Origin of the sequence: Bifidobacterium asteroides, assembly GCF_003202755.1 — a bacterium.
Classification (GTDB): domain Bacteria; phylum Actinomycetota; class Actinomycetes; order Actinomycetales; family Bifidobacteriaceae; genus Bombiscardovia; species Bombiscardovia asteroides_F.
The window spans coordinates 872,006-894,441 of record NZ_QGLK01000001.1; the positions used below are offsets into that span (position 1 = coordinate 872,006).

Here is a 22,436-nt window from a genome sequence, read left to right on the forward strand (position 1 = left end):
GCATTACAGGACCTTGGAGAGGAAGGACTGCAGACGGGGACTCTGCGGGTGGCCGAAGATCTGCTCGGGCGTGCCCTCCTCCTCGATGATTCCGGCGTCGGTGAAGATCACCCTGGAAGAGACCTCCCGGGCAAAGGCCATCTCATGGGTGACCAGAATCATGGTCATGCCGCCCTCTGCCAGGGAGCGGATGACTTGGAGCACGTCGCCCACCATCTCCGGATCCAGGGCTGAGGTGGCCTCATCGAAGAGCATGATGTCCGGGTGCATGGCCAGTGCACGGGCGATGGCCACACGTTGCTGCTGTCCGCCCGACAGATCCGTGGGTCGAGCGTCAGCTTTCTCTTCCAGGCCGACGATCTCCAACAGGTCCAGGGCCTGCTGCCGGGCATCCTCCTTGGGCGTCTTGTGTAACATGTGGGGGGCCAGCATGATGTTGTCGGCCACGCTCATGTTGGGGAAGAGGTTGAAGTGCTGGAAGACCATGCCCACGTGCTCGCGCAGCTTGTCGATATTGGTTTTTGGATCTGAAATGTCGATTCCATAGACGCTGATTGTGCCCGAAGTCGGCATCTCCAGGGCGTTGATGCAGCGCAGCAGGGTGGACTTGCCCGCTCCCGAGGGGCCGATGATGGAGATGACCTCGCCAGGCTTGACCTCCATGTCTATCCCCTTGAGGACCTCGGTGTCGCCGTAGCGCTTGTGCAGGTCGCGGATGGATACTGCCGCCTGGGATTCTCCCTGGTTGCGGCGATTCTGGTTCTGGCGGATGCGACGGGTCAGTCGTCCGGTGTCCATGTCCGGGTCCTCGAAGTTCATCGATGCAGCCTCCTATCGAGCATATTGGCCATCCAGGTCAGGGCGCTGATGGCGACGAAGTAGATGACGCCCACCATGAAGAGGGTTTCGGTCACGCGGAAGTTGGCCGCGTAGATCTGCTGGGCCTGGTAGAGCAGTTCGCCGAAGCCGATGGCCAGCAGCAGGGAGGAATCCTTGAGCATGATGACCAGCTGGTTGATGATGGAGGGCGTGGCGAACCTGACGGCCTGGGGCAGGATGACCCGGCGCAGGGCCATGCGACGTGTCAGGCCCAGACTGCGGGCTCCCTCTATCTGCCCGACGTCCACCGAGTCGATGGCCCCGCGCACGATTTCGACCAGGTAGGCTCCGGAGTTCAGGGACAGTGTCAGCGCGCCGGCCAGCCAGATGCTGATGCGGTGGCCGATCAGCTGGGGGACACCCAGGTAGAAGAAGAAGGCCCAGACCAGAACGGGTGTGCCCCTGAAGACCGCCACGTAGATGCGGGCGATCCAGGACAGGATCCGGTTGGGGCTGATCCTCCACAGTCCCAGGATGACGCCGATGGCCAGGGCGATGACGAAGGATATTGCCGTGATGGCCAGGGTGTTGCGCAGGCCCAGCATCAGGGAGGGGAAGGCCTGGCGGACCAGTTCGAAGAATCCGGGCCGCGATGCGAGCGCGCTCTTGCTGGAGTGGCCGCTGCCTACGTAGGAATCGACCAGCTTCTTATAGCTGCCGTCAGCCTTCATCCTGGCCAGACCCTCATTGAAGGCGGCCACGAACTCCTTGTTCTCGCCCTTGCGGACGGCCGCCCCGTAGGAGGCGCCAGGCTCCTTCCTGGTCACGGTCTTCAGTCCGTTGCCCTGGGCGATGCCGTAGGCCAGGACCGGGTAGTCGTCGATGACCGCCTGGGCATTGCCGGACTTGACCATCTCATACATGGTGGAGGACTGGTCCACCGCCTTGACCGTGAAACCATACTGGGCCGCACGCTGCTTGGCGAAGGCCTCGCCCTCGCTGCCCGTCTTGACGGCCACCACGCTGCCTTGCAGATCCTTGTAGCTGTGGATCTGGTCGTTGTCCTTGGCGATGGCCATCTGCACGCCGGAGTCGAAATAGGGGTCGGTGAAGTCGTAGACCTGCTTGCGCTGGTCGGTGATGGTCATACCGGCTATGACCACATCGGCCTGCTGGGAGTTCAAGGCTTGAAGGGCGGCGTTGAAGCCCAGGGACTGGATCTGCACCGAGAACCCCTCGATGTCGGCGATCTTGCGGATCAGATCCATGTCGATGCCGACCAGCTTGCCGGAGGAGTCCCTGAATTCAAAGGGGGCGAAGGTGGTATCGGTGGCGACACGGAAGGTGCGTCCTTGGACCGCTTGGGCGGCGGGAGAGTCCTGGGCCGCCTGCGCCGGCGTGGCCAGAGGGGCGACGATCAGGGCTGAGAGCCCCAGGACCAAGGCGAGCAGGCCCATGGCCCACCTGTCTGGACCCGATGTCCATCCCTGGCGAACATGCTTGGCGATCACTGGCGATTCTCCTTATTGTTCCGACTGTGCCGGTCCCGGTTTTCCATGGGCCTACCTGAAGATATTCAGGCGGATGACCAGTAAACTGTACACACACCGTGTTTCCGGGACCCAACTACGCGCTGGGCGATACGGCCATATGGGTTCCCAGTCTAGCGCGTTCGTCTTTCTATTTGCGGCAGGCTCAGGCTTATGCTGGTGAAGGCAGGGAGCCATAGGGGCCCCGAGGAATGAGGTATTGCAGATGGTTGATGATCTCTTCCAGGCGGCGGATCCCCCCGAGGAACACACCCTGCCTCTGGCGGTCAGGATGCGGCCCAGGAGCCTGGACGAGGTGGTCGGCCAGGGCAAGGTCACGGCTCCTGGAACCCCCTTGGAGCGGCTGGCCCGCTCGGATCCGAACAACCGTCTGACCGCTCCCAGTTCGGTCATTCTTTTCGGTCCTCCCGGGGTGGGCAAGACCACCCTGGCCTATATTGTGGCCCGACAGTCCGGCCGGCATTTCGAGGAGCTTTCGGCCGTCACCTCGGGGGTCAAGGAGGTGCGGCAGGTCCTCGCCCAGGCCCGGGAGCGGCTGGTCAGCCAGGGGCGGGAGACGGTCCTCTTCATCGATGAGGTCCACCGCTTCTCCAAGTCCCAGCAGGATGCCCTGTTGCCCAGCGTGGAGAACCGGGATGTGACGTTTATCGCAGCCACCACGGAGAATCCCAGCTTTTCGGTCATCTCGCCCCTGCTTTCGCGCTCGGTGGTGGTCAAGCTGGAGGCCCTGGACGACCAGGACCTGGCCAAGCTGGTCCGCAGGGCCGTCAAGGACCAGCGTGGGCTCAAGGACCAGGTGCGGCTGGCTCCAGAGGCCCTGGACCAAATTGTGCGTTTTGCCGGAGGTGACGCCCGTCGGGCCCTGACCATTCTGGAGGCTGCGGCCGGGGCGGTCACCGAGGACGGGTCTCGCGCCAAGGGTGCGCGTCGCCCGCTGATCAACGCCAAGGTGGTCTCCTCGGTCATGGACGTGGCCACCGTCCGCTATGACAAGAAGGGCGACGATCACTATGATGTGGCATCGGCCTTCATCAAATCCATGCGGGGGTCCGACGTGGATGCGGCCCTGCACTACCTGGCTCGGATGATCCGGGCCGGCGAGGATCCGCGCTTCATCGCCCGACGCATCATGATCGCCTCCGCCGAGGAGGTGGGCATGGCCTCTCCTGAGGTGCTGGAGATCACGGTCGCGGCTGCCCAGGCCGTGGCCATGGTGGGCATGCCTGAGGCCCGTCTGATTCTGGCCGAGGCGGTCATCGCCGTGGCCACCGCACCCAAGTCCAACGCCTCCTATCTGGCCATCAACCAGGCCCTGGAGGACGTGGACGCCGGGCATATCGGTCAGGTTCCCCTGCATCTACGCAACGCTCCCACCAAGCTGATGAAGGCCTGGGGCAACCACGAGGGCTATCAGTATGCCCACGATGCGCCGGATGCAGTGGCACCCCAGCAGTACATGCCGGACGAACTGGTCGGACGGCGCTACTATCACCCCAATGATCGGGGCTATGAGCGTCAGCTGGGCCCACGTCTGGAGGCGATCAGGGCCATCCTGGACAGGGCCGTCGGGCGGGATGGAAACGCCGGGTCTGGGCAATGACCGTCCGGACTCCTATACTGGTCACCCAATAGACGTTGAGTAGCCACACAATGACCGAAACGCCGCAGGGTCCAGGCCTTCCATATTGACGGTCGCCATGCTCCCAGAAGGAGCCTGTCGCCGTCGGCAGGTCTGGCATGGACGCATGGGGCATGCCTGCCTCATGCACGGGCGCGAGGGTGACGATGTCGACAGCGGTCATTGACAATGCAGACATATCCGAACAATCCAAGAATCTCGGCATGGCCGAGGACGACCTGGCGGTCCGCGAGATTACCCGGCGAGTAGACAATGCTCGTGAATCGGCTACTTTTTATAAGATCGTGGCCCTGGTGGCCGCGGGAATGCTCATGGACAGCATCGATGTCTATGTGGGCAGCGCAGTAGCCAGTTCGGCATTGAGCACGGGATGGTCCACGGTCGCCCAGAATTCCCTCTTCCTGTCGGCCGGTTTCCTGGGGCTCCTGGTGGGCTCGCTGCTGGCCGGTTTCATCGGAGACCTGCGGGGGCGCAAGACCGCCTATCAGATCAACCTGCTGCTCTTCGGAGGCTTTACCCTGCTGGGCGCTCTGGCGCCGAACATGGCTGTCCTTTCGGTCTGTCGGCTGGGGGCCGGCCTGGGGCTGGGCGCCGAGATTGTCACCGGATTCTCCATGGTCAACGAATTCGCTCCCATCAGGCACCGCGGCCGCTGGAGCGCCATCGTCTCACTGGTGGCCAACACCGGAGTGCCCCTGGCCATGCTCTTGTGCGCCTGGATCATTCCGCGCTGGTCCTGGCGGCCGCTCTTTGTGGGCATTGGTCTAGCGGCGGCGCTGATTTGGTACTTGCGGCGTGACATCCCTGAGTCTCCTCGTTGGCTGGCCCTGCACGGGCGGATGGACGAGGCCGTCCGGGTGGTCCAGCTTTTGGAGGCCGATAATGGTCAGGGAAAGTCTGACTCTGACTCTGTCAGTGGTTCCGCCCTCGCTGGGAAGAATGAGGGGGTTGAGACAGCTGCCAAGGCGTCGGGTGGCGTTGTTCGCGGCCTGATTGTGGCCACTGTGGCTGTCTCGGCCACCAACGTCTGCTCCTACGCTTTCACCTCCTGGGTGCCCACCATTCTGCTCAAGCGGGGCATAAATCTGAGCGGGTCCCTGTGGATCAGCACCCTGATGATGCTGGGCGCCCCCCTGGGCTGCCTGATCGGATCCCTGCTTCTGGACCGGGTCGGCCGCAAGCGGATCATTGTTACGGCCTTCCTGCTGACGGCGGTCTTCGGTCTGCTCTATGCCGCGCAGACCAGCCAGGTCACGGCCATTCTGGTTGGCATCCTGCTCATGGCCAGCCTTTACGTCCTCATGTCTTCGGTTGTGGCCGTCTATGCGCCTGAGCTCTTTCCGACCACGGTCCGTTTCCGCTGCGTGGGCATTGCCAATGCCGTCGCCAAGCTCTGCAACGTTCTCATGCCTGTGCTGATCGGGGCCATGCTCAGCCAGTGGGGGAGCACCTCAATCTTCATCACCATCAGCCTGGTTGCTCTTGCCTCCATGCTGGTTGTGGGCCTGATGGGCTGGGAGACTTCCGGCCGCTCGGTGGGCTGATACAAGCATCTGAAAAGTAAGGGACTTGGCATGAGCCTGGAGCCGTCGAGAGGTGGTGAAAAGTTCGGCCAGTTTCTCTTCTTAGCAAGGCTCCTTTGTCAGCAAAGAGTGATCAGAGCTGATTGGCCAGGAGCCGGTTGTAGACGCAGCGTAGCTCGGTCTGGAAGGTTTCAGGGTCGATATCCGGATTCTGCTTGAACAGGTCGATCCACCAGTTGTTGACTGACCTGATTCTCTTGCGAGCTATGTCTGCGCCCGATCTGGTCAGGGTAATGATATTGACGCGGTGATCTGCAGGGTTCTGTTCACGGCTGACCAGGCCTAGGGCTTTTAAGGCTTTCAGATCCCGGGCCAGCAGACTGGGATCTACGCACAGGTCCCGGGCTATCTGGCGCTGACTGAGGCCTGGATGATCATAGAGGTATACAATCAGGTCACCCTGTGTGCCCCTTAAGGTGGAGTCGCCTGTATATCGGCTGGCATCGTTGCGTGCATGCCGGTAGATTCCGGCTATGCAGCTGCTCAAGTTGTGGTAGTGGCTCTTCTTTAACATCGCTGCTGCCCCCTAGCTGGTAAGGAAGATCGGAGAATTCTGCGGGCATGGTTAACCCGATAACCGCAGGGACCCCTTCGGCGCCGTTTCCCTTCCAGGCCTATTTCCGGCAACTCCCTAGCCTCGGCCCAGCACGGACGACGCATTTTTCATCATATCAATACCGTCGACACCATGGGGATGGTCCACAATCGGAACAGGGGCCAGGCGCATCATGATTCCTCAGGCTCTGCTCCTACTCGATGTCTATGTCACTCGATCATCCAGAAATTTTCTGTCTACCTCAGGCTTTTGAGTTAAAAGGGATTGCCTCTTTGCTCGGCCGAAGTCGGGGACTATCACCGTCATTGCTCCACGGTATGCTAAGATGTTCCCTTTTCGTGACGGGATCTGGAAAGGATTGGCATGCGGGTACTGGACTTCGACGGCACCATCTATGATGGCGAAAGTCTGCTTGACTTCTACTTGTTCACTGCCCGCAAGGATCTGCGGGTGCTGCACTACCTGCCGGTTGCCCTATTCTATGCCGTTCGCTACCGCTTGGGCCGGGTCACCCTGGAGCAGCTGGATTCGGCCATGCGTCGGGTGGGTTCGCGCTATCTTCGTCGGCTGACCTCGCGTCCCGGCTTTGACATGGACCGACTGGTCAGCCAGTTCTGGGATGTCAACATGCATAAGATCATGGATTGGTACACCCCTCAGGCCGACGACGTGGTGGTGACCGCATCCTTCGATCTAGTGGCAGGGGAGGCTTGCCGCCGACTAGGCATCACCCGTTGTATCGGCTCCACCCTGGATATGGAATCCCTGACCGTGGGCTACCTTAACTTTGGACTTGACAAGCCCCTGCACTTTCAGCGGATCCTCGGCCAGGAGACAGCCATTGATGCCTTCTACACCGATTCGGCCTTCGATCTGCCCATGATCGATCTTGCCCGGCGGGCTTATCTGGTCGAGCATGGCAATGTCCGCCGCATCAAATAGGCCAAGGTCTGCCTGCATCCTCCTCATTGGCAAAAACCACATCTTGCGGGATGATTCCATCACTGAAGTGGCCTATGCGCTAGTTCATGATTCGAAGGGAAAGGCCAATCCCCACTGGCGGCGCAGGGAGTCCATGAGCTCCATGATGCGCAGGGTGTCCTTGTGGGGCATCTGGGCGCACTCGCTTTTCCCGTCAAGGATGGCCTGTGCGGCGCTGGCCACCTCGTACTCGTAGCCGGTCAGCTGTTCGGGAATGGGGTAGCTCTTCCTCAATTTGTGGTCCCCGTCGTACAGGTCGATGGACTCCACGTTGTTGATATTGGCGCACTGCAGGTAACCCCGGTCTCCCCAGATGCTGCCGGTCCGGTCGCTGTCCGAGACCATGGAGCTGGTCGCCGCGCCCATGGATCCGTCCTTGTAGAAAATGGTCGTGGAGTTCTGGCTGTCCACGCCCTCCGGACTACGGACCCAATCTGTGCAGACCCGTTCAATGGGCTTGGGTCCCATGACCATGTCGATGAAGTTGAGAGGGTAGACGCCCACGTCGAGCAGAGCGCCGCCGGCCAGGGCCGGATCGGTCATTCTGGCCTTGCCTACGGTCACGTAACCTAGATTGGCGGTGGCGGTCCTTACTGTGCCGATTTCTCCCGAGGAAATGATGTCGTCGATGATGGAGCGCGAGGGCATATATCTGGTCCAGATGGCCTCGGTACAGAGCAGGCCGGTGCTCTCGGATGTCTCCATGACCCGCCTGGCCTGATCGGCGTTGGCGGTGAAGGACTTCTCGACCAGCACGTTCTTTCCGGCCTTCATGCAGGCGATGGCCTGCTCGGCGTGGAGGCTATGAGGCGTGGCGATGTAGACCAGATCCACTTGGGGATCATCCAGGAGCTCCTGGTAGGAGCCATAGGAATGCTGGAATCCATATTTTTTGGCGAAGGCGGCTGCACGATCCCCATCCCTGGAGGCCACAGCATAGGGGGCCACCAGGTGGCTATACCGTTGATCCCCAGCCATCATCACCACCGTTTTGGCCAGGGCGTTGGCTATCCTTCCGGCACCGAGAATGGCGAAGTTGACCCGCATGCCCTTCTGCTCAGCCTCTTGCCGCTTGCCGTTCAATCTGCTCATCCTTGACTCCTTCGTTTGGATCGCCATCTGCTGTGATGGCCTCATACAATTTCTGCAGGGTTTCCTCAGTATGGTGGGCATCCAGCTGGCACTCCCAGACAGTGAAGACCCGCCATTCCGTGGCTTTCAGCTTTTTGCGTTGCTCCTGATCCCGTAGACGGTTCCTCGTCAGCTTTGTGGTCCAGAACTCCACATTGGATTTGGGAAGGGAGAATTTGGCACACCCCTCATGCATATGCCAGAAACAGCCATTGACGAATACCATGGCTCGCCACTTGGGCAGAACCACATCAGGATGGCCCGGGTACCTCTTGTCGTTCTTGCGAAACCGCAGACCACGCGAGAAGAGGTAGGACCGGACCTGGCGCTCTATTGATGTTTCCGTGCTCCTGATTCGGGACATGGTGTAGCTGCGTGTGCCGGGCTGGAATCTGCTGGATGTCTTTTTCGAAACCATACCCGGCCCGGCTCAGAGGACTTCGACGCTGTTGATGAAGACCGGCTCCAGGGGACGGTCGCCCGAGTCGGTGGCCACGGCATCCAGCTTGTCGACCACCTTCCGGGAATCCTCGTCGGCAACCTGGCCGAAGATGGTGTGGTGCCCGTTCAACCAAGGGGTTGGCACGGTGGTGATGAAGAACTGTGATCCGTTGGTGCCGTGGGTCTTCCCGGTGGCGGGGTCCCGGCGCAGCCCCGCATTGGCCATGGCCAGCTTGTAGGGTTCCTCAAAGGTAAGGGAGGGATCGATCTCATCATCGAACTCGTATCCGGGACCGCCTGTGCCGGTACCCATCGGGCAGCCGCCCTGGATCATGAAGTACTTGATGATCCGGTGGAAGGTCAGCCCGTCATAGAAGGGATCCTGACGCTTCTGGCCCGTCTCGGGGTCGGTCCAGTCCTTGCGGCCGGCGGCCAGATCCAGGAAGTTAGCTACGGTTTCAGGGGCCTGATCGTCAAAGAGGTCCAGGCGGATGTCGCCTTCTGAGGTATGCATGATGACTGTGCTCATGTCCTTAATCCTTTCATAAGACGGCGACGCGAACCGAGGACCCGAAGGGCATCAGGGCCAGGCGAGCCATCTTGAAGGCCTGCAGGCCGAATGGTATGCCCACCACGGTCAGCATGGTGACCAGACCGGCCACCAGATAGGCCAGAGCCAGCCACCAGCCGCCAAGGATGATCCAGAGCAGGTTGGCCAGCCAGGATCCCAACCCGCCTCCATAGATGACCTGCCTGCCGAAGGGGGTCAGGGTGAGTCTGGCCATTTTGAAGGCCTGGAGACCCAGGGGGATGCCCACCACGGTCAGGCAGAGCACGATGCCCACCAGTGTCCAGGCCAGTGCGATGGCCAGTCCTCCCAGCAGCAGCCAGCAGATGTTGCCGATCAGGCGCATGTAGGTCCTTCCGTCAGGGTGGCGGTGACGGCCTTAGCACAGGCGGTCACTTTCTCGATGATTGTGGTCAGTCGTTTCTGCCGTTGTTCGGGGGCGAGTTCCTGGTCCAGGGCATCAATCAATCGCATACCGGATTGGACAATGCCTCGCGTCACCTCCACGCCCATGGCCGGATCCGCTTGTCGCAGGGCTGTCCAAGCCTGGATCAGCGGCTGGTTGACCTGCCGGTGGAAGTCCAGCAGAGCCTGGACCTGCCGGTCTGTGGACCGATCGCTCCTTGGGGCGCTCTCATGTGGATTCGAGGTGCTCCCGTAGATCAGGGCCTGACGTAGCTGTTCGTCGTGCTGCTCGGCGTAGAGGTTCATCAGCCAACCGTGTCCGTGCAGTCCGGCCTGCTCCAGATTGGTGCGGGTCCAAATCTCGACTGTTCGGCGCGGGTCTTCTGCCTTGCCTAGGGCTTGGTCCAGGGCACGACCCCAGTCAGGCAGGTGCCGCTCCATGACCATGTCGCAGAGCTGATCGGCGTCTCGGGCGTAGCGGTAGAGGGAATTCCGTGCCAGATTGGCTCGTCGGGCCACCTCGGCCATGGTCAGCTGGTCGCGTCCGCCGGTGCGCAGGATGGCCTCGGCGGCGGCGATGATCCGGTCCAGGGTTTTGGCTCGGTGCTCCTGGAGCGTGGATTCGCGAATCCTGGGCATGGTCCTCCTTGGTCTGGCCAGCCGGGTGCTGCGATTGTGAATCGGGTTCGGCCGGTCTTGGGACATATGATATGGCCTATTTGCAACAGAGCCAAGCTGCCAAAGCCTCTTTAGCCTGCGGCTTGTCCGCGCTGAGTGAACTTGCCAGGCTGGTTTTAGCGACGTATAGTCGCAAAAAATCGCAGACCATGGTGAGGGGAGATCTGATGACCGGATCGGCAAGCATAGACGTGAAGAAGGGCAGTCAGAAAGGCAGCCAGGAGTCTCAGGAGGCGGCACCGACCTGGCGTGCTCTCTGGGTGCTGGCCCTGGGTCTGGCCATGATTGTGCTGGATTCGTCCATCGTCAACGTCTCCATTCCTTCCATCATCGCTGCCATCCACATCAACCTGGCTCAAGCCCAGTGGGTGACCGCTCTCTACAGCATCGTCCTGGCGGCCCTGCTCCTGCCTTCCGGTCGGTTGGGGGACATGATCGGGCGCAAGCGGATTCTGCAGGTGGGCACGGTCATCTTCGTGCTGGGATCCGTCTTCGCCGCATCGGCATCCTCCGGTACATTGCTGCTTCTGGCGCGACTTGTTCAAGGAATCGGCGGCGCCCTGGTCATGCCATCCACCCTGTCCACCGTGTCCGCAACCTTCCGGGGTCGTCATCGGGCTACTGCATTCGGCATCTGGGGGGCCGTCATGTCCTCCGCTGCGGCGGTCGGCCCCTTCCTGGGCGGGGTCTTCGCCAGCACCATCGGATGGCGGTGGATCTTCCTGGTCAATCTGCCCTTGGGGCTGATTGTTCTTGTGGCGAGTGCAGTTTTTGTGCCCGAAACCAAGTCAGCGCCCGGGCAGACTGACAACCGCTGGGGGATGCTTGCCGACTGGAAGGGCATACTTCTTTCGGCCCTGGGATCGGCCCTGGTGGTCTTTGCGCTGATCGAGGGGCAGACCTACGGCTGGTGGCGCCCCCGTGCTGCACTTGAACTGGGCCCCTTGCACTGGTCTGCATCGGCACCCCTGTCGCCGGTTCCGGTCAGTCTGATCCTTGGATTGGCCCTGCTGGCCGCCTTCGCGCTGATCGAGCTGGCCAGGGCGCGCAGGGGCAAGATGGTCATCCTGGACGTGTCCATGTTCGCCATTGGCACCTTCGGCTGGGGCAATCTCACGGCCGCCATTGTCAACGCTGGTCAGTTCGCGGTCATGTTCATCCTGCCTCTCTACCTGATCAACGCCAGGGGCCTGAGCCCCCTGGGGGCCGGATCCATCCTGGGTGTCATGGCCCTGGGGTCAATTGTTTCGGGCGGTCTGGCCCGGGTGGTCTCAGCCCGTCTGGGAGCCGGCGGCACGGTGCAGACGGGCTTGCTGATGGAGATTGTCGGCGTGGCCCTGTCCATTCTGCTCATGCGTGGGTCGGTACCGGTCTGGCCCATGACCCTGACTCTGATCATTTACGGTGCCGGTCTGGGCTTTGCCTCGGCACAGCTGACCAGCCTGGTGCTCTCCGGTGTTCCGGTGGCCCAATCCGGCCAGGCTTCGGCCACCCAGTCCACAATCCGCCAGTGGGGGACCGCCTTGGGCGCTGCAGTCTCAGGTTCTGCCCTCTCCCTGGCTCTGAGTCTGGTGCTGCCAAGGCATCTGACAGCATTCAAGGGGATTTCGGCAAAGATGGCCGATGGCCTGGTCAGATCTGTCCAGTCTTCAGCCGGAAACGCCATTGTCGGCATGCGGGCCCAGGGCACCCGGGGCCGACTGGGAGTCCTGGGACCTCAGGTGACCAACGCCCTGACCGAGGGGTTTACCCAAGGTGCCCAGTGGGCCATGGGCTTTGCAGTCCTGCTGCTTTTCCTGGGATTGGTCGCCTCGGTACTGGTGCGTCGGGCCGCCCGTAAGGCTGGTGCCGATAAGGTCTGAGGCGTCCGCAATCCTGACTTCTCTGTATCGCTCCCTAATTCGGGACTGTCTGCCCGTGGGCCAGCCCTGACACGGTTTAGAATCATGGGTATGGGCATACAAGAGGAACAGCCGCGGCGGGATGGCGATCTGCTGGTGGCTCTGGCTCAGATCGACACCTGTGTGGGCGATCTTGACGGCAACGCCAACATTATTATGGACTACTCCCGAAAGGCAGCTGAGCAGGGGGCGACCCTGGTGGTCTTTCCCGAGATGAGCCTGACAGGTTACCCAATCGAGGACCTGGCATTCCGCGCCAGCTTCCGTCGGGCCGCCTGGTCTCGGGCCGACCGTCTGGCCAGGGAGCTGAAGGAGCAGGGTCTGGGCCATCTCTATGTGATCGTGGGAACCGTCGGCACCGACACGGATCAGGACAGGCCCCGCAACCGGCTGGTGGTCCTGCATCAGGGTCGGGTCGAGGCTGGCTACGACAAGCACTTCCTGCCCAACTACGGTGTCTTTGACGAGTACAGGATCTTTACCCCGGGAGATAGGACTGTGGTCCTGGAGGTGCAGGGGCACCGGATAGGGCTGGCCATCTGCGAGGACATCTGGCAGGTTGGCGATCCCATCAGCGACCTGGCTGACCGGGACATCGACCTCCTGGTGACCATCAACGGCTCCCCATTCGAGGAGGGCAAGGGGCACGTCCGTTACGAGCTGGCGACTCGTCGGGCCAAGCAGGTCGGCGCGCCTCTGCTCTATCTGAACCAGGTGGGTGGTCAAGACGATCTGGTCTTTGACGGAGGCAGTTTTGTGGTGGACCAGGATGGCACTCTACTGGAGCGCTCGCCAAGGTTCGTCCAGGATCTGTCGACTTGGACCCTGCCTGCACCAGGGGAGCGGCCTCTGCCCAGTGAATCCTGCATGGCTGAAGAGATGCCTGGGGATGAAGAGGTCTATCGGGCCTGCGTGCTGGGTTTAAAGGACTACATGGCCAAGAACCATTTCACGGGCGTCTGCCTGGGGCTGTCAGGCGGGATCGACTCGGCCCTGGTGGCCACCATGGCCGCCGATGCCTGCGGAGGGGAGCACGTGCGTGGCATCTCCATGCCCAGCCGCTACTCCTCGGAGGGCTCCCGGGATGATGCTGCTGACCTGGCCCAGCGTCTGGGCGTGCGTTACGTGGTGCAAGCCATAGGCCCTGAATTCGACGCCTTCCAAAGGCAGTTGCATCTGGAAGGGGTGGCTGAAGAGAATCTGCAGGCCCGGATACGCGGGGTCATCGTCATGGCCTATGCCAATGCCGAGGGGCTTCTGGCACTGGCAACCGGCAACAAGTCCGAGCTGGCCTGCGGCTATTCAACGATCTATGGCGATGCGGTCGGTGGCTACGCGCCCATCAAGGATCTGCTCAAGACCCGGGTCTGGCAGTTGGCCCGCTGGCGCAACGCCCAGGCCCAGGCACGGGGTGAACGTGAGCCCATCCCGGTCAATTCCATCGTCAAGCCGCCCTCGGCCGAGCTGCGCCAAGGGCAGAAGGACTCTGATTCCCTGCCTGACTACAGCCTGCTTGACAAGGTTCTGGAGGCATACATCGAGCATGCGCATGGTCGGGCCGACCTTCTGGCCGACGGTTTCGATCCCGACACGGTCGACACGGTCATGCGTTTGGTGGATCGGGCCGAGTGGAAGCGGCGCCAGTACCCGCTGGGGCCCAAGGTCACCTCCCTGGCCTTCGGCCGTGACCGCCGGCTGCCCGTAACCAACGCCTTCAAAGAGTGATTGCCATGGATCCCCAAGAGGAGCAACCGGCCTGGTACTTCAACACCGTCACCGGCAGGCCCGAGCAGGGCAAGCTGTCTCCGCAGGACAGGCGGATGGGCCCCTACCGCAGCAGGCAGGAGGCCCTTGATGCCTGGAAGATCGCCAAGCGCCGCAACAAGGAATGGGATGAAGAAGACCGCCGTTGGCGGCAGGCCTGGGAGGGTGATCCCGGGCAGGGGCAGTCATCAGCTGACAGATGAAGCTCCCGCTGGATCGCCCACTATCTTTGGCGATCAGTCGGCCATACCGTCAAAACGGATCGGGACTCAGGCGGTGTGCCGGGCCTGCTCGCAAGATATTGTTGTGACGCCCATTGCGAGTCTTCGTGCAGTGTGATATAGCTCACGTCGCGATTCGGTTTCCCGTGGTAACGCGCCCCCTATACTTGAAAGTGACAGTGGTGTGAGGAAGCGCCATTGACCATATCAACAAGGAGTTGACTATGACAGCAGTTGAGACCAATACCGTCTCTCCCGCAGAGCTGCAAGCCAAGGCTTGGAAGGGCTTCAAGGGCGAGGACTGGAAGAAAGATATCGACGTTCGCGACTTCATCCAGAAGAACTACACTCCGTACACCGGTGACGAATCCTTCCTGGCACCGGCTACAGAGAAGACCAAGTTCCTGTGGAACTACCTGGATGACAATTTCCTTGCCGTAGAGCGCAAGCAGCGCGTCTACGACGTGGACACCCACACTCCGGCGGGCATTGACGCCTTCCCGGCCGGATACATCGACGGCAAGCCTGCTGGCGAGACCCAAGACGACGTGATTGTCGGCATACAGACCGACGTTCCCTGCAAGCGTGCGATGATGCCCTACGGCGGCTGGCGCATGGTTGAGCAGGCCCTCAAGGAGGCCGGCAAGGAGCCCGATCCAGAGGTTAAGAAGATCTTCACCCGGTATCGCAAGACCCACAATGATGGCGTCTTCGACGTTTACACCAAGAGGATCAAGCTGGCCCGCCACAACAAGATTCTGACTGGTCTGCCCGATGCTTACGGCCGTGGCCGCATCATCGGCGATTACCGTCGTGTGGCCCTCTACGGCATCGATGAGCTGATCGCCCGCAAGAAGGCCGACAAGGATTCGATTCCTTACCGCAACGACTTCACCGAGGAAGAGATCGAGCACTGGATTCGCTTCCGCGAGGAGCACGCAGAGCAGATCAAGGCTCTGAAGCAGCTGCTGAACCTGGGCAAGGAGTACGGCCTGGATCTGAGCCGTCCTGCCATGAACGCCAAGGAAGCCGTCCAGTGGACCTACATGGCCTACCTGGCCTCGGTCAAGAGCCAGGACGGCGCCGCCATGTCCATCGGCCGTCTGTCCGCCTTCTTCGACGTCTACTTCGAGCGTGATCTGGCCGCTGGCCTGATTGACGAGACCGATGCCCAGGAGATCATCGACAACATCGTGATGAAGCTGCGCATCGTGCGCTTCCTGCGGACCAAGGACTACGACAACATCTTCTCGGGCGACCCCTACTGGGCCACCTGGTCCGACGCTGGTTTCGGCGACGACGGCAGGCCCATGGTCACCAAGACCTCCTTCCGTCTGCTGGCTACTCTGACCCTGGAGCACCTTGGACCCGGCCCCGAGCCCAACATCACCATTTTCTGGGATCCGAAGCTGCCTGAGGGCTACAAGCGCTTCTGCGCGCGTATCTCCATCGACACCTCCGCCATCCAGTACGAGTCTGACAAGGACATTCGCGCCCACTGGGGCGATGATGCTGCCATCGCCTGCTGCGTGTCCCCCATGAGGGTCGGCAAGCAGATGCAGTTCTTCGGCGCCCGTGTCAACTCCGCCAAGGCCCTGCTCTACGCCATGAACGGCGGCCGTGACGAGATGACCGGCATGCAGGTCATCGACAAGGACGTAATCAAGCCTGTCACCCCCAAGGAAGACGGTTCTCTGGACTTCCAGGAGGTCAAGGACAACTACGAGAAGGCCCTGGAGTGGCTGAGCGAGACCTACGTCGAGGCTCTGAACATCATCCACTACATGCACGATAAGTACGACTACGAGTCCATTGAGATGGCCCTGCACGACAAGGAGGTCTACCGCACCCTGGGTTGCGGCATGTCCGGCCTGTCCATCGCCGCTGACTCCCTGTCGGCTATCAAGTACGCCAAGGTCTACCCGATCTACAACAAGGATGCCAAGGGCACCCCTGAGTATGTCGAGGGTGCTGACGACGACCTGATCGTCAACTACAAGACCGTTGGCGAGTTCCCGATCTACGGCAACGACGACGATCGCGCCGACGACCTGGCCAAGTGGACCGTGTCCACCGTCATGGGTCAGATCAAGCGCCTGCCCGTCTACCGTGGCGCTGTGCCGACCCAGTCCATCCTGACCATCACCTCCAACGTGGAGTATGGCAAGAACACCGGGTCCTTCCCCTCCGGCCACAAGAAGGGCACCCCGTATGCTCCCGGTGCAAACCCCGAGAACGGCATGGATTCGCACGGCATGCTGCCTTCGATGTTCTCCGTGGGCAAGATCGACTACGACGATGCTCTGGACGGCATTTCGCTGACCAACACGATCACCCCTGACGGCCTGGGCCGTGACGAGGATGAGCGCATCAACAACCTGGTGGGCATCCTGGATGCCGGCAACGGCCATGGGCTCTACCACGCCAACATCAACGTCCTGCGCAAGGAGCAGCTGGAGGATGCTGTCGAGCACCCCGAGAAGTACCCGCACCTGACCGTGCGCGTCTCGGGCTACGCCGTCAACTTCGTCAAGCTGACGCGCGAGCAGCAGCTCGACGTGATTTCCCGCACCTTCCACCAGGGCGCGGTGACCGACTGATCGCCCTTGTGGCGATAGTCAACCGTCGATGAGACGGTGAATCATGGGGCGGGGCGCACCAAGGCCCCGCCCCCTTTTCGTCTTTTTCAGGAGGATCCAATGACGGAGACCACCACCTTCCATACCACACAGCCGCACATGCTCAAGGAATCCAAGGTCTACCAGAGCCAGACCCTGATGGGCGGCCTTTCGGGGTTCGAATCGCCCATTGGACTGGACCGGCACGACCGCATGAATGCCCTGCGCACGGGCGACATCGGATTTGTTCACTCCTGGGACATCAACACCTCAGTGGACGGGCCGGGCACAAGGATGACCGTCTTCATGAGCGGATGCCCCCTGCGCTGCCAGTACTGCCAGAATCCTGACACCTGGAAGATGCGCGACGGCCAGCCCGTCTACCTGCAGGCCATGATCGACAAGGTGGCCCGCTACCAGGACCTCTTCAAGAGCACGGGCGGAGGAATCACCTTCAGCGGCGGTGAGTCCATGATGCAGGCAGCCTTTGTCTCACGCGTCTTTCGCGCTGCCAAGGAGATGGGCGTCCACACATGCTTGGACACATCAGGCTTCCTCAATCGCAACTACACCGATGCCATGATTGACGATATCGACCTGTGCCTGTTGGATGTCAAATCCGGCGACGAGGCCACCTACAAGAAGGTGACCGGTGGTACGCTGGCCCCCACAATCGAATTCGGCAAGCGTCTGGCTGCCCGCGGCAGCAAGATCTGGGTTCGCTTCGTGCTGGTGCCGGGGCTGACCGACTCCGAGGAGAACGTCGAGAATGTGGCTCGGGTGTGCGAACAGTTCAAGGATGCCATCGAGCACATTGATGTGCTTCCCTTCCATCAGCTTGGACGGCCCAAGTGGCATGAGCTGCGCATTCCCTACCCGCTGGAGGATGCCAAAGGCCCTTCCGCGGCCCTGAAGGATCGGGTCAAGAAGCAGCTGGAGGCCCATGGATTCGTGGTCTACTGAGGCGCAGAACTAGTTTGGTTCCCGGGTGGCCCAGGAACAATCAGAATAATTGTCTTATGACTCCCCACGGCTAACACCGTGGGGAGTTTTGTCTGCTTGTGTGAAGGCCAGCCAGCCAATCAGCGAATGGCAGACTCGCTGAATGGCGGAATCATTAAATGACTGGAACGTTGAATGACCGGCTTTATGAATGACCGATACTGTACATCGATAAATTGCCAACAAGGCATGCTTTGCAAATGTCTCCCAGTGGGTTCAGGGCATGGACTATGCTTTCAGGCGTGTGTTTTCCGGGCCGGTCGGCCCGGTGTCGTGATGGAAGACAAACTACAAAAGAGGTTGAGCGCAGGTGACCACGGAGCCTAAGACGCAGCTGCTTTTAGAGCCCGCCCAGGGTGTGCCGTCGGTCATTGACGATATGGCCGGATATAGCCGGGCCTGTCGGATGCTGTCCCAGGGCAGCGGTGCGCTGGCCGCGGATGCTGAACGGGCCTCGGGCTTCCGCTATGGCCACGACGACTACCTCGTCCAGTTCAAACGCCGGGGGGCGGGGATATTCCTGCTGGATCCGCCCGCTCTGATGCAGGCCGGCTGTGACTGGTCGGAATTCAATAAGGCTGTTGATGGGGCCCAATGGATCATTCATGACTCCCCTCAGGATCTGCCTGGCTTCTATGCATTGGGCATGAGGCCATCATCACTCTTCGACACTGAGTTGGCGGCCAGGATGCTCAATTTAGGTCATTACGGCTTGTCTGCTGTGACAGCGCATTACCTGAGGCTGACGCTGGCCAAGGAGCACTCTGCTGCGGACTGGTCCTATCGTCCACTGCCGCGTGATTGGCGCAATTACGCCGCCTTGGACGTGGAGCTGCTGGATCAGGTGCGAGTGCGCGAGCTGGAGGATCTGCGTCATCACGGCAAGGATGAATGGGCCAGGCAGGAATTCGCCTGGCTGCTGGAGCGGTGCAAAATCCCCAAGCCGGAGCCTGAGCAGCCCTGGCGGCATATCTCGCATATCAACGCCCTGCACAATGACCGTCGAGGCCTGGCTGTGGCCCGTTCCCTGTGGACGACCCGAGACCAGCTGGCCCGCCGTTACGACATAGCTCCGACGCTGCTCCTGCCCGACAAGGCCATCATCGAGGCCGGTAGGCTCAAACCCCACAACAACGCCCAATTCCGGACCATCAGATCCCTGAACGAGCGGGTCAGGATCCACACCGGCGGAGAGCAGGACCGCATGTTCGAGCGCTATGCGCCCATCCAGCGCCGGGTTAGACCCTCAGTCTGGAAACAGGCCATTTTGGATGCGTTGCATCTGCCCACCGAAGAGCTGCCTGTGCCTCCCAAGCCGCGGTGTGAGGAGACCAATGCCCCCAAGTCCATGCAGGTCTGGCGGCACCGTCACCCGGAACGATATGCCAGGCTGGAGGAAGCGCGCAAGGCGGTGACTGAGGTGGGACGTCAGACCAACACCCCCGACGAGATTCTGATCAAGCCCCGCTACTTGCGCAACCTCTGCTGGACAGACGAACCGGAGAAACGGGATGTGGCTGACTTCCTGCGTCAGGAGGGCGCCCGTCCCTGGCAGATTTCGCTCCTGTCAGAGTCCCTGACTCGCGCTATTATGTAACGGTTGCCTTACTGGCAGATCAAACGGTTTGGATGAATTGGAGTGCAGCGTGAAAATCAGCGTCAGAAACCTCGAGCCCACCAAGGTCAGGCTCACCATCACCGTCGATCCCGATGAGCTGAACCCCTACCTGGATCAGGCCCGTAAGGAGATCGGCAAGCAGGTGACCATCCCCGGCTTCCGCAAGGGCCATGTGCCCGGACCCATCATCGATCAGCGCGTGGGCTTTGCCAGCGTGGCGGGCGAAGCCGTCAACTCCGGCGTGCCCGAGCTCTACTCCAAGGCCCTGGAGGAGAAGCAGCTGCACGCCATGGCCCAGCCGCAGATCGATGTCAAGGACATTCCTTCTTCGGCCAAGGACGACACCAAGCTCAAGTTCACCGCCGAGGTGGAGATTCGTCCCAAGTTCGAGCTGCCCGACATCGAGGGCATGGAGATTGAGGTCCCCAAGCCTGCCGTCACCGACGAGGACGTGGACAAGCGTCTGGACAACCTGCGTCAGCGTTTTGGCACCCTGGTCAGTGTGGATCGCCCCGCCACCAAGGGCGACTACGCCAACATCGATCTGGATGCCGTCATCGACGGTGAGTCCGTGGACTCCCAGCAGGGGGTCAGCTACGAGCTGGGCTCCAACACCATGCTGGACGGCCTGGATGAGGCCCTGGACGGGCTGTCCGCCGGGGAAGAGACCACCTTCGAGGGCACCCTGGAGGCCGGCGAGCACCAGGGCGAGAAGGCCCAGATCAAGGTCAAGGTCAACTCGGTCAAGGCCGAGGAGCTGCCCGACCTGGACGACGAGTTCGCCAAGGAGGCCTCGGAGTTCGAGACCCTGAAGGAGCTGCGCGAGGATGTACGCAAGCAGTGCCAGGTGGATGCCGAGGGTCGGCAGGCCACTGACGCCCGCGACGCCTTCATTGCCAAGCTCCAGGACGGCCTGGATATCCCGGTGCCCAAGGGCATCAGGCAGTCCATGGTGACCGATCAGCTCAAGAACACAGGCAAGGATCCCGACAAGGCCAGCAAGGACGAGAAGGCCGAGGCCGAGCAGACCGTGGAGAAGGAACTGCGCGACCAGATGACCCTGGACGCCCTGGCCGAGAAGCTGGGCATCACGGTCAGCCAGGCCGACGTGACCAACTTCCTGGCCTCCATCGCCCAGCAGTACGGCATGGATCCCAGCGCCTTCATCAACGGCATCGTCCGCAACGGCCAGCTGGGTTCGGCCGTGCAGGAGGTCGGCCGCTCCAAGGGTATGCTGGCCGGCATGCGGGCCGTCACCTTCAAGGATCCCGATGGCCAGGAGGTGGACCTGAGCCGCTTCCTGGGCGAGGATGAGCCCCAGGCCCAGGAGGAGCAGGACGAAAGCGTCCAGGCTGCTTCCGCCGCAGCTGAAGTGGCCGACCAGCTCTCCCAGGATCAGGAGTAGCTTCCAAAGCAGCAAACAGGGCCGCACCCAATGGCGAAACAGCCTGGGTGCGGCCCTGTCGTAGCGGTTGCGCAAAGAGCGGAAAGACCGTGGCCGCGTCGATTGTGGGGGCTACTCTCAATACAGATACGTTTATCGAAGGAGACAGGGTGAACAACTCATTGGCAACCAGTCCCGTGATGGAGGAGGGGGAGGCCCCTACGCCGACCGATCCCATCTTCAACCGACTGCTCAAGGACAGGATCATCTGGCTGGGGGACGAGGTCAAGGACGCCAACGCCAACGTCATCTGCGCACAGATGCTGATGCTGGCGGCCGAGGACCCCAAGAAGGATATCTGGCTCTACATCAATTCGCCTGGCGGCTCCATTACGGCCGGCATGGCCATCTACGACACCATGCAGTTGATCGAGCCGGACGTGGCCACGGTTGCGGTCGGCATGGCGGCATCCATGGGCCAGTTCCTGCTTTCCAGCGGGGCCAAGGGCAAGCGCTTTGTCACCTCCCATGCAAGGGTGCTCATGCATCAGCCCTCAGGCGGCGTCGGTGGCACAGCCACTGATGTCAGGATCAACGCTGAGCTGATCATGGACATGAAGCGCACCCTCTCCCAGCTGACGGCCGAACAGACCGGCCACACCCTGGAGGAGATCTACCGGGACAACGAATACGATCACTGGTTCACGGCCCAGCAGGCCCTGGAGTACGGCTTTGTCGACCGGATCGTGACCACCCACGGCACTATGACCGCGGATCAAGGGAAGTGAGCACTCCACATGGCATCTGAAGAAGCGCAATTCGTAGCACGGGCCCGTCGACTGGCCGGCCCCCGCGGCCTGGCCTCCATGCCCACCGACCGCTATGTGCTGCCGCAGTTCGAGGAGCGGACCCCCTACGGCTACAAGCGTCAGGACCCCTACACCAGGCTCTTCGACGACAGGATCATCTTCATGGGCGTCCAGGTGGATGACACCTCCTCGGATGACATTATGGCCCAGCTCTTGGTTCTGGAGAGCCAGGACCCCAATCGCGACGTGATCATCTACATCAACTCGCCGGGGGGATCCATGACGGCCATGACCGCCATCTATGACACAATGCAGTACATCAAGCCCGATGTACAGACTGTCTGCCTGGGCCAGGCTGCTTCGGCCGCTGCAGTTCTCCTGGCGGCCGGCACCAAGGGCAAGCGCTTGATCCTGCCCAACGCCCGTGTGCTGATTCATCAGCCGGCCATGGAGCAGGACTTCGGCAAGGCCACCGAGATCGAAATCCAGGCCAAGGAGATGTTGCGCATGCGCACCTGGCTGGAGGAGACCTTGGCCAAGCATACCGGTCAGGATGTGGAAAAGATCCGCAAGGACATCGAGGTGGACACCATTCTGACCGCCCAACAGGCCAAGGATTACGGGATGGTGGATGAGGTCCTGGAGCACCGCAATTAGCTCCGGTGACTGCACGCATGATTGATCGTCCGGATGGCGGCGGGCCCCTAGGACCTACGGCCTCCGGACGTTTTTGGCATCATGGAAGATGCCAGTCAAATTTGATTTCGC

At 61.3% G+C, this 22,436-nt stretch carries 20 protein-coding genes; 12 read left to right on the forward strand and 8 right to left on the reverse strand.

Annotated features, from left to right (window positions below; all coding sequences use genetic code 11):
• Nucleotides 1–3: 3 nt before the first annotated feature.
• Together DKK74_RS03195 and DKK74_RS03200 are read right to left on the reverse strand one after the other, a co-directional pair.
• A complete protein-coding gene (locus tag DKK74_RS03195; RefSeq protein ID WP_110412707.1) occupies nt 4–819 on the reverse strand; it encodes an amino acid ABC transporter ATP-binding protein in 816 nt (271 codons plus the stop codon).
• Nucleotides 816–2,330 carry an amino acid ABC transporter substrate-binding protein/permease gene (locus tag DKK74_RS03200; protein ID WP_258334426.1) on the reverse strand — a complete coding sequence of 505 codons (1,515 nt, stop codon included), beginning with the start codon at nt 2,328–2,330 and terminating at the stop codon, nt 816–818. Before DKK74_RS03200 ends, DKK74_RS03195 begins: the two co-directional genes overlap by 4 nt.
• Nucleotides 2,331–2,574: 244 nt before the next feature.
• Between DKK74_RS03200 and DKK74_RS03205 the strand changes: the two genes are divergently transcribed.
• Nucleotides 2,575–3,969, forward strand: a complete 1,395-nt coding sequence (locus tag DKK74_RS03205) for a replication-associated recombination protein A (RefSeq protein ID WP_110412708.1) — start codon at nt 2,575–2,577, stop codon at nt 3,967–3,969.
• A 242-nt stretch (nt 3,970–4,211) separates the two neighbouring features.
• On the forward strand, nt 4,212–5,552 hold the full coding sequence (locus DKK74_RS03210) for an MFS transporter (RefSeq protein WP_181414888.1): 1,341 nt from the start codon (nt 4,212–4,214) through the stop codon (nt 5,550–5,552).
• Nucleotides 5,553–5,664: 112 nt separating this feature from the next.
• On the opposite strand, the gene DKK74_RS03215 is transcribed toward DKK74_RS03210, so the two are convergent.
• The gene (locus DKK74_RS03215; RefSeq protein ID WP_110412709.1) at nt 5,665–6,105 is read right to left on the reverse strand and encodes a MarR family winged helix-turn-helix transcriptional regulator; all 441 of its coding nucleotides are present in this window, start codon (nt 6,103–6,105) and stop codon (nt 5,665–5,667) included.
• A gap of 405 nt (nt 6,106–6,510) precedes the next feature.
• Here DKK74_RS03215 and DKK74_RS03220 point away from each other — a divergent pair, with 405 nt between their 5' ends.
• A complete protein-coding gene (locus DKK74_RS03220) occupies nt 6,511–7,089 on the forward strand; it encodes a haloacid dehalogenase-like hydrolase (RefSeq protein ID WP_110412710.1) in 579 nt (192 codons plus the stop codon).
• 84 nt (nt 7,090–7,173) lie between these two features.
• Here DKK74_RS03220 and DKK74_RS03225 read toward each other — a convergent pair whose 3' ends face one another.
• From DKK74_RS03225 to DKK74_RS03245, 5 genes are read right to left on the reverse strand one after another with little or no spacing between them, the layout of a single operon-like run.
• Nucleotides 7,174–8,220: a Gfo/Idh/MocA family protein gene (locus tag DKK74_RS03225; RefSeq protein ID WP_110412711.1), complete on the reverse strand. Its 1,047-nt coding sequence runs from the start codon at nt 8,218–8,220 to the stop codon at nt 7,174–7,176.
• Nucleotides 8,186–8,677 carry a very short patch repair endonuclease gene (locus DKK74_RS03230; protein ID WP_110412712.1) on the reverse strand — a complete coding sequence of 164 codons (492 nt, stop codon included), beginning with the start codon at nt 8,675–8,677 and terminating at the stop codon, nt 8,186–8,188. Before DKK74_RS03230 ends, DKK74_RS03225 begins: the two co-directional genes overlap by 35 nt.
• Before the next feature lie 12 nt (nt 8,678–8,689).
• Complete coding sequence (locus DKK74_RS03235) at nt 8,690–9,229, reverse strand: peptidylprolyl isomerase (protein ID WP_110412713.1); 540 nt, start codon at nt 9,227–9,229, stop codon at nt 8,690–8,692.
• A 13-nt stretch (nt 9,230–9,242) separates the two neighbouring features.
• Nucleotides 9,243–9,614, reverse strand: coding sequence for a YccF domain-containing protein (locus tag DKK74_RS03240; RefSeq protein ID WP_110412714.1), 372 nt, complete (start codon nt 9,612–9,614; stop codon nt 9,243–9,245).
• Nucleotides 9,605–10,312 (reverse strand): TetR/AcrR family transcriptional regulator, encoded by a 708-nt coding sequence (locus DKK74_RS03245; protein WP_181414889.1) that lies wholly within the window; start codon nt 10,310–10,312, stop codon nt 9,605–9,607. The genes DKK74_RS03240 and DKK74_RS03245 overlap by 10 nt, the downstream gene beginning before the upstream one ends.
• 206 nt (nt 10,313–10,518) lie before the next feature.
• Between DKK74_RS03245 and DKK74_RS03250 the strand changes: the two genes are divergently transcribed.
• The 9 genes from DKK74_RS03250 to DKK74_RS03290 all read left to right on the forward strand — a co-directional run bounded on the left by DKK74_RS03250 (nt 10,519) and on the right by DKK74_RS03290 (nt 22,325).
• Nucleotides 10,519–12,213 carry an MFS transporter gene (locus tag DKK74_RS03250; protein ID WP_110412716.1) on the forward strand — a complete coding sequence of 565 codons (1,695 nt, stop codon included), beginning with the start codon at nt 10,519–10,521 and terminating at the stop codon, nt 12,211–12,213.
• 84 nt (nt 12,214–12,297) lie between these two features.
• The gene (locus DKK74_RS03255; RefSeq protein WP_375537545.1) at nt 12,298–13,977 is read left to right on the forward strand and encodes an NAD+ synthase; all 1,680 of its coding nucleotides are present in this window, start codon (nt 12,298–12,300) and stop codon (nt 13,975–13,977) included.
• A 5-nt stretch (nt 13,978–13,982) separates the two neighbouring features.
• Nucleotides 13,983–14,219: a hypothetical protein gene (locus DKK74_RS03260; protein WP_110412718.1), complete on the forward strand. Its 237-nt coding sequence runs from the start codon at nt 13,983–13,985 to the stop codon at nt 14,217–14,219.
• 242 nt (nt 14,220–14,461) lie between these two features.
• Nucleotides 14,462–16,837: a formate C-acetyltransferase gene (pflB, locus tag DKK74_RS03265; protein WP_046322815.1), complete on the forward strand. Its 2,376-nt coding sequence runs from the start codon at nt 14,462–14,464 to the stop codon at nt 16,835–16,837.
• 99 nt (nt 16,838–16,936) lie between these two features.
• The gene (pflA, locus tag DKK74_RS03270) at nt 16,937–17,818 is read left to right on the forward strand and encodes a pyruvate formate-lyase-activating protein (RefSeq protein ID WP_015021700.1); all 882 of its coding nucleotides are present in this window, start codon (nt 16,937–16,939) and stop codon (nt 17,816–17,818) included.
• A gap of 349 nt (nt 17,819–18,167) precedes the next feature.
• Nucleotides 18,168–19,454: an HRDC domain-containing protein gene (locus DKK74_RS03275; RefSeq protein ID WP_110412719.1), complete on the forward strand. Its 1,287-nt coding sequence runs from the start codon at nt 18,168–18,170 to the stop codon at nt 19,452–19,454.
• 49 nt (nt 19,455–19,503) lie between these two features.
• Entirely contained in the window at nt 19,504–20,880 is a 1,377-nt protein-coding gene (gene tig, locus DKK74_RS03280) for a trigger factor (RefSeq protein WP_110412720.1), read from the forward strand.
• 179 nt (nt 20,881–21,059) lie between these two features.
• Complete coding sequence (locus DKK74_RS03285) at nt 21,060–21,647, forward strand: ATP-dependent Clp protease proteolytic subunit (protein WP_029678947.1); 588 nt, start codon at nt 21,060–21,062, stop codon at nt 21,645–21,647.
• Between the two features lie 9 nt (nt 21,648–21,656).
• Nucleotides 21,657–22,325 (forward strand): ATP-dependent Clp protease proteolytic subunit, encoded by a 669-nt coding sequence (locus tag DKK74_RS03290; RefSeq protein WP_110412721.1) that lies wholly within the window; start codon nt 21,657–21,659, stop codon nt 22,323–22,325.
• The last annotated feature ends 111 nt before the right edge of the window (nt 22,326–22,436 follow it).

Coding starts and splice junctions, on each gene's coding strand:
- DKK74_RS03195 (WP_110412707.1), bottom strand. CDS start 819: ATGAACTTCGAGGACCCGGACATGGACACCGGACGACTGACCCGTCGC.
- DKK74_RS03205 (WP_110412708.1), top strand. CDS start 2,575: ATGGTTGATGATCTCTTCCAGGCGGCGGATCCCCCCGAGGAACACACC.
- DKK74_RS03210 (WP_181414888.1), top strand. CDS start 4,212: ATGGCCGAGGACGACCTGGCGGTCCGCGAGATTACCCGGCGAGTAGAC.
- DKK74_RS03215 (WP_110412709.1), bottom strand. CDS start 6,105: ATGTTAAAGAAGAGCCACTACCACAACTTGAGCAGCTGCATAGCCGGA.
- DKK74_RS03220 (WP_110412710.1), top strand. CDS start 6,511: ATGCGGGTACTGGACTTCGACGGCACCATCTATGATGGCGAAAGTCTG.
- DKK74_RS03225 (WP_110412711.1), bottom strand. CDS start 8,220: ATGAGCAGATTGAACGGCAAGCGGCAAGAGGCTGAGCAGAAGGGCATG.
- DKK74_RS03230 (WP_110412712.1), bottom strand. CDS start 8,677: ATGGTTTCGAAAAAGACATCCAGCAGATTCCAGCCCGGCACACGCAGC.
- DKK74_RS03235 (WP_110412713.1), bottom strand. CDS start 9,229: ATGAGCACAGTCATCATGCATACCTCAGAAGGCGACATCCGCCTGGAC.
- DKK74_RS03240 (WP_110412714.1), bottom strand. CDS start 9,614: ATGCGCCTGATCGGCAACATCTGCTGGCTGCTGCTGGGAGGACTGGCC.
- DKK74_RS03245 (WP_181414889.1), bottom strand. CDS start 10,312: ATGCCCAGGATTCGCGAATCCACGCTCCAGGAGCACCGAGCCAAAACC.
- DKK74_RS03250 (WP_110412716.1), top strand. CDS start 10,519: ATGACCGGATCGGCAAGCATAGACGTGAAGAAGGGCAGTCAGAAAGGC.
- DKK74_RS03255 (WP_375537545.1), top strand. CDS start 12,298: ATGGGTATGGGCATACAAGAGGAACAGCCGCGGCGGGATGGCGATCTG.
- DKK74_RS03260 (WP_110412718.1), top strand. CDS start 13,983: ATGGATCCCCAAGAGGAGCAACCGGCCTGGTACTTCAACACCGTCACC.
- pflB (WP_046322815.1), top strand. CDS start 14,462: ATGACAGCAGTTGAGACCAATACCGTCTCTCCCGCAGAGCTGCAAGCC.
- pflA (WP_015021700.1), top strand. CDS start 16,937: ATGACGGAGACCACCACCTTCCATACCACACAGCCGCACATGCTCAAG.
- DKK74_RS03285 (WP_029678947.1), top strand. CDS start 21,060: ATGGAGGAGGGGGAGGCCCCTACGCCGACCGATCCCATCTTCAACCGA.
- DKK74_RS03290 (WP_110412721.1), top strand. CDS start 21,657: ATGGCATCTGAAGAAGCGCAATTCGTAGCACGGGCCCGTCGACTGGCC.